The sequence below is a fragment of the Pantoea sp. CTOTU49201 genome (genome assembly GCF_032054795.1).
In the GTDB taxonomy this organism is placed as follows: domain Bacteria; phylum Pseudomonadota; class Gammaproteobacteria; order Enterobacterales; family Enterobacteriaceae; genus Pantoea; species Pantoea symbiotica.
In genome coordinates this window covers 1-5,291 of sequence record NZ_DAMBSA010000165.1, presented here as the reverse complement: position 1 = coordinate 5,291, position 5,291 = coordinate 1, and the positions used below count along the sequence as shown (strand labels likewise).

At 56.8% G+C, this 5,291-nt stretch carries 6 protein-coding genes; 4 read left to right on the top strand and 2 right to left on the bottom strand.

Annotated elements, in window-relative coordinates:
- The first annotated feature begins 171 nt into the window (after positions 1 to 171).
- From ppiB to purK, 4 genes are all read left to right on the top strand, one after another.
- On the top strand, positions 172 to 666 hold the full coding sequence (gene ppiB, locus RTY00_RS12900) for a peptidylprolyl isomerase B (RefSeq protein WP_008103818.1): 495 nt from the start codon (positions 172 to 174) through the stop codon (positions 664 to 666).
- Positions 666 to 1,382: a UDP-2,3-diacylglucosamine diphosphatase gene (locus tag RTY00_RS12895; protein ID WP_312664720.1), complete on the top strand. Its 717-nt coding sequence runs from the start codon at positions 666 to 668 to the stop codon at positions 1,380 to 1,382. Before ppiB ends, RTY00_RS12895 begins: the two co-directional genes overlap by 1 nt.
- A gap of 131 nt (positions 1,383 to 1,513) precedes the next feature.
- Entirely contained in the window at positions 1,514 to 2,023 is a 510-nt protein-coding gene (gene purE / locus RTY00_RS12890; RefSeq protein ID WP_008103823.1) for a 5-(carboxyamino)imidazole ribonucleotide mutase, read from the top strand.
- Positions 2,020 to 3,084 (top strand): 5-(carboxyamino)imidazole ribonucleotide synthase, encoded by a 1,065-nt coding sequence (gene purK, locus RTY00_RS12885; RefSeq protein ID WP_312664719.1) that lies wholly within the window; start codon positions 2,020 to 2,022, stop codon positions 3,082 to 3,084. Before purE ends, purK begins: the two co-directional genes overlap by 4 nt.
- Positions 3,085 to 3,148: 64 nt before the next feature.
- On the opposite strand, the gene RTY00_RS12880 is transcribed toward purK, so the two are convergent.
- The gene (locus tag RTY00_RS12880; protein ID WP_312664718.1) at positions 3,149 to 3,892 is read right to left on the bottom strand and encodes a class I SAM-dependent methyltransferase; all 744 of its coding nucleotides are present in this window, start codon (positions 3,890 to 3,892) and stop codon (positions 3,149 to 3,151) included.
- Positions 3,893 to 3,974: 82 nt separating this feature from the next.
- A partial coding sequence (locus RTY00_RS12875; RefSeq protein WP_312664717.1) for an FtsX-like permease family protein occupies positions 3,975 to 5,291 on the bottom strand: 1,317 nt, incomplete at its 5' end.

Below are 5,291 nucleotides of genomic sequence, written 5' to 3'. Positions count from 1 at the left end.
AGCCGGTTATTGTGCCGTATTTTTCTGACTTGTGCATCGCTCGGTTGCCAACTGCCGTCCGGTTACTGACGCGTTATTGGAAATTGTGATATAAGAAGCGTCTACAAAAATGCCTCGCCGCCTAGCAGGCGCGGCAGCGACACTGACGACAACCTTGACAGGAAGAAAATAATGGTCACTTTCCAGACGAACCATGGCGATATCGTAATTAAAACTTTCGATGACAAAGCGCCGGCTACCGTGAAGAACTTCCTGGAATACTGCGCGGAAGGTTTTTACGATAACACTATCTTCCATCGCGTAATCAACGGTTTCATGATTCAGGGCGGCGGTTTTGAGCCTGGCATGAAGCAGAAAGATACCAAAGCAGACATCCGCAACGAAGCGAACAACGGCCTGAAAAACACCAAAGGCACGCTGGCGATGGCGCGTACTCAGGCTCCACACTCTGCCACTGCCCAGTTCTTCATCAACGTGGCAGACAACGACTTCCTGAACTTCCGTGACGAAAGCCTGCAAGGCTGGGGTTACTGCGTGTTCGCTGAAGTGGTTGAAGGCATGGACGTGGTTGAGAAAATCAAAGCGGTTAAAACCGGCCGCAGCGGCATGCATCAGGACGTTCCGGTTGAAGACGTTGTCATCCAGAAAGTGACTGTTAGCGAGTAATGTCGCGCACGCTGTTTATCGCAGATCTGCATCTGTGTAATGAAGAACCGGCAATTACTGCCGGTTTTCTGCATTTTTTGCAGGGTGAAGCGCGTTCCTGCGATGCACTTTACATCCTCGGCGATCTGTTTGAAGCCTGGATCGGCGACGACGATCCTAATCCGCTGCATCAGCAAATCGCTGCGGCGCTCAAGGCGCTGCCGGTGCCGAAATACTTCATCCACGGTAATCGCGACTTCCTGCTCGGCCAGCGTTTTGCGCGGGCGAGCGGCATGACGCTGCTGCCGGAAGAAAAGGTACTCGATCTCTACGGACATCGGGTGTTGATCATGCACGGCGATACCTTGTGCACCGACGATGAAGGCTATCAGCGTTTTCGCGCTAAAGTGCATCAGCGCTGGTTGCAGCGCCTGTTCCTCGCGTTGCCGCTGCGTCTGCGCATGCGCATTGCCGCGCGTATGCGTAATGGCAGCAAGCAGGCGAATCAGCACAAGTCGGTCAGCATCATGGACGTTAATCAGTCCGCAGTGGAAGCCGCGATGACGCGCCAGCAGGTGCCGATTTTGATTCACGGCCACACGCATCGTCCCGCCATTCATCCCTTCACGCTGCACGGCGAAAGCGCCCAGCGCGCGGTGCTCGGTGCCTGGCATGAGAACGGATCGATGATTCAGCTTGATGCCAGCGGCGTCAGCCTGATCGAATTCCCCTTCTGAAATTCGGGCATCAATGCCCGTTTTCCGCCTACGCAACCGTTTTCCTTGCTGCCATCTCATGCTATTCTCTGTGCCCTTCTTCGCCTGCCCGCCCGGCCAGGTTCGTTTGCATATTCACAGGAGTTGACCGCATGTCATCCAACGCCGCCCCGGCCCGTATCGCCATTGTCATGGGTTCCAAAAGTGACTGGGCTACCATGCAGTTCGCCGAGGAAATTCTTAACAGCCTGGATGTTCCCTTCCACGTTGAAGTGGTCTCAGCTCACCGTACGCCCGACAAACTGTTCAGCTTCGCGGAAACCGCAGCCGATAATGGTTTTCAGGTGATCATCGCCGGTGCCGGCGGTGCTGCCCATTTGCCGGGCATGCTGGCCGCGAAAACGCTGGTGCCGGTGCTGGGCGTGCCAGTGCAAAGCGCGGCGCTGAGCGGCGTCGATAGCCTGTACTCCATCGTGCAGATGCCGCGCGGCATTCCGGTCGGTACGCTGGCGATTGGTAAAGCCGGTGCCGCTAACGCTGCCCTGCTGGCGGCGCAGATTTTGGCGATCCACGACAGCGCGCTGTCAACGCGCATCGCCAACTGGCGTCAAACGCAGACTGATGAAGTGCTGAACAACCCGGATCCGCGGGAGGACGCATGAAGCCGGTTTGCGTATTAGGAAATGGTCAGTTAGGCCGCATGCTGCGCCAGGCGGGTGAACCGCTGGGCATCGCGGTCTATCCGGTGGGTCTGGATGCAGAACCTTCTGCGCTGCCCATCGCTGAAAGCGTGATTACCGCCGAGATTGAGCGCTGGCCGGAAACTGCGTTAACCCGCGAACTGGCGAGCCATCCGGCATTTGTGAATCGCGATATTTTCCCGCGTCTCGCCGATCGCCTGACGCAAAAACAGCTGCTGGATCAGCTGAACCTCGCCACCGCGCCGTGGCAGCTGCTGGCCGATAAAGCCGAGTGGCCAACCGTGTTTAATACACTTGGTGAACTGGCGATTGTGAAGCGTCGAACCGGCGGCTATGACGGCCGTGGTCAGTGGCGTTTGCGCGCTAATGAAACCGATACGCTGCCGGATGAGTGCTACGGCGAATGCATCGTTGAGCAAGGCATTAATTTCAGCGGCGAAGTGTCGCTGGTCGGCGCGCGTGGGCACGATGGCAGCACGGTGTTTTATCCGCTGACGCATAACCTGCATCAGGACGGCATTCTGCGCACCAGCGTGGCGTTTCCGCAGGCCGATGCCGCACAGCAACAGCAGGCAGAAGCGATGCTCAGCGCCATCATGCATGAGCTGAAGTATGTTGGCGTGATGGCGATGGAGTGTTTCATTACGCCAGAAGGTCTGCTGATCAACGAGCTGGCACCGCGCGTGCACAACAGCGGTCACTGGACGCAGAATGGCGCGTCAATCAGCCAGTTCGAGCTGCATCTGCGTGCGGTGTTAGGTTTGGCGCTGCCAAAACCGGTGGTGTTTGCGCCGTCGGTGATGGTGAATCTGATTGGTACCGATGTGAATCTGGCGTGGCTGCAACAGCCGCTGGTGCATCTGCATTGGTACGACAAAGAGGTGCGTGAAGGCCGCAAGGTTGGGCACCTTAATCTGACCGATAGCGATCATGGGCGTCTGGCGTCAGCGCTGAATGCGCTGGTGCCGTTGTTGCCGCAAGCGTATGCGAGCGGAATTGCGTGGGCGGTTGAGAAGCTTTGATTAGCCAGGTCGCCATGAATGGCGACCCTACAGGTGTTTCGGGTGCGTATTAATGCGCACTTGGTTACCCCACCATCTTCATCGCCACATGGCTCCAGCGATTCAGATGCGTAATATGGAAACCATGCGCGCTAAACAATGCATTCAGCGACGCCTCCGAATGAATCGTGATATGCCCATTGCGTGGCGCAATATACCAATCATTCATTCCCAAATGGCTCACTTCATCCGTGGTGCCGGTACTGAAGAAAAACACCCCGCCTTTCTTCAAAAAACCTGACACTTCTGCCAGCGTTTTGTGCGGATCGGGCGTGTGCTCAAACACCTCAAAACTAGTCATAAACTCATACGAATTCAGTTCTGGATAATCGCCAGGCACAAACGGATCCCACGCCACCATATCAACGCCCACTTCCTGCATTAAGCGCGCCAGCGTGCCGGTACCTCCGCCGTAATCGAGCATCTTTTTACCGCTATATTTTTTGAATAACGCCAAAATCAAATCACGGTTTTTGCTTGGTCGCTCGATCTCATAATTGGGATCAAACTCAGCATATCCTTCGTTATACACATGCTGCGCATAATCCGCTGGCGTCCAGTCATCAAACGCGTGGGTATAGACCAACCCGCAGCTTTGGCACTGATGGTAATAAATCGGCACGCCGGTTAGCGGAAACACGTAGCGACTGGCATTTTGCGCATAGCAGGCAGTATTGAAATCGGTCACACCATACAGCGTGGCTTCGCCCTGGCAGACTTTACAGCAGCCGATTTCAACAACGGATTTGACGATAAGTGGAGATGACATGTTGGGCCTTAAATAAGTCTGGTCTGCGTTTATGAGTCGACTCACACAGACCAGAACTTAAATTTAAGACAAATCGTTTTGCTTATCCGGCACTGAAGCTTCTGAACAGCGCCTTCTGTTTTAACAGTCGAATACCCAACCATGCACCGCACAGCGAGAGCAGCAGCGCGCCGCCGATCGGCAAGGCGATCCACAGCGTCCAGTCTGGCTGCCACGGGAAATCGAAGATCTTGCGCTGCAAGCCCCACAGCGCCGCTTCCGCGCCCAGCGCTGCCGCAATCCCCGATACCACGCCAAGCAACGCAAACTCGCACCATAACGTACCGCGCAGCAAACGCTTGCTGGCACCGAGCGTGCGGTAAACCACCAACTCCTGCCGACGCTGGCGCATGCCGACCTGAATCTGCGCCAGCAGCAGCAGCACGCCGCATACCGTCACCAGCACCACCATCACTTCCAGCGCCTGACTCACCTGCGTCAGCACCTGACCGATCTGGCGCATCATGCTGCCGATATCCAGCAGGCTCAGCGTCGGGAATGCGCGATTAAGCTGCGCCAGCAGCGCCGGATTGCTCTCCATGCGGAAGCTGGTCAGCCAGGTTTGTGGCTGTTGATCGAGCGCGCCTGGCGGGAAGATAAAGAAGAAGTTCGGCCGCAGACTTTCCCAATCCACCTTACGCAAGCTGGTAATTTTGGCGCTGAACTGCTGCGTGTCGCCGCTGAAGGTTAAGGTATCGCCGAGCTTCACGCCCAGACGATCCGCTAACTCCACTTCCATCGATACTTCACCGGCCTGCGGCGGCCAGTTACCGGAAATCAGCGGATTGTGATCCGGACGCTCCGCTTGCCAAGTCAGATTGAGTTCGCGATTTAGCGCGTTATCCAGCTTGGGATCGGCCTCTTTGCCGTTCAGCTCTGTCAGGCGCGCACGCACAATCGGGTAGAAGGTTTCCGGTTTAAGCTGATGCTCGCTCAGGAAATCGCGCACCTGCGGCACCTGCTCTTTGGTGATGTTCAGCAGGAAATAGTTCGGACTGTCCGGCGGCAGTTGCTGTTGCCAGCGATCCAGCAGATCGCCGCGCATCACCAGCAGCAGCGCCAGCAACATAAATGACAGCGAAAACGCCGCCAGTTGGCTGAGCGTCATCGCCGGTTGACGCAGCAGACGGTTAATCGCCAGCCGCAGCGCCAGATTGCGCACCACCAGCCGACGCAGCAGCAGCAAGGTGCCCCAGCCGAGTAACGCCAGCAGTAGCGCCAGCATCACCACGCCCGCCAGCAGCGCCCATAGCATTTTGCTGCCACCCATCAGCAGCGCCAGCAAGCCAATCACCACCAGCGCCATCGCGGGCAGATAGATGCGCAGCGGCCAAACGTTCGCCACCGCATCCCGACGCAG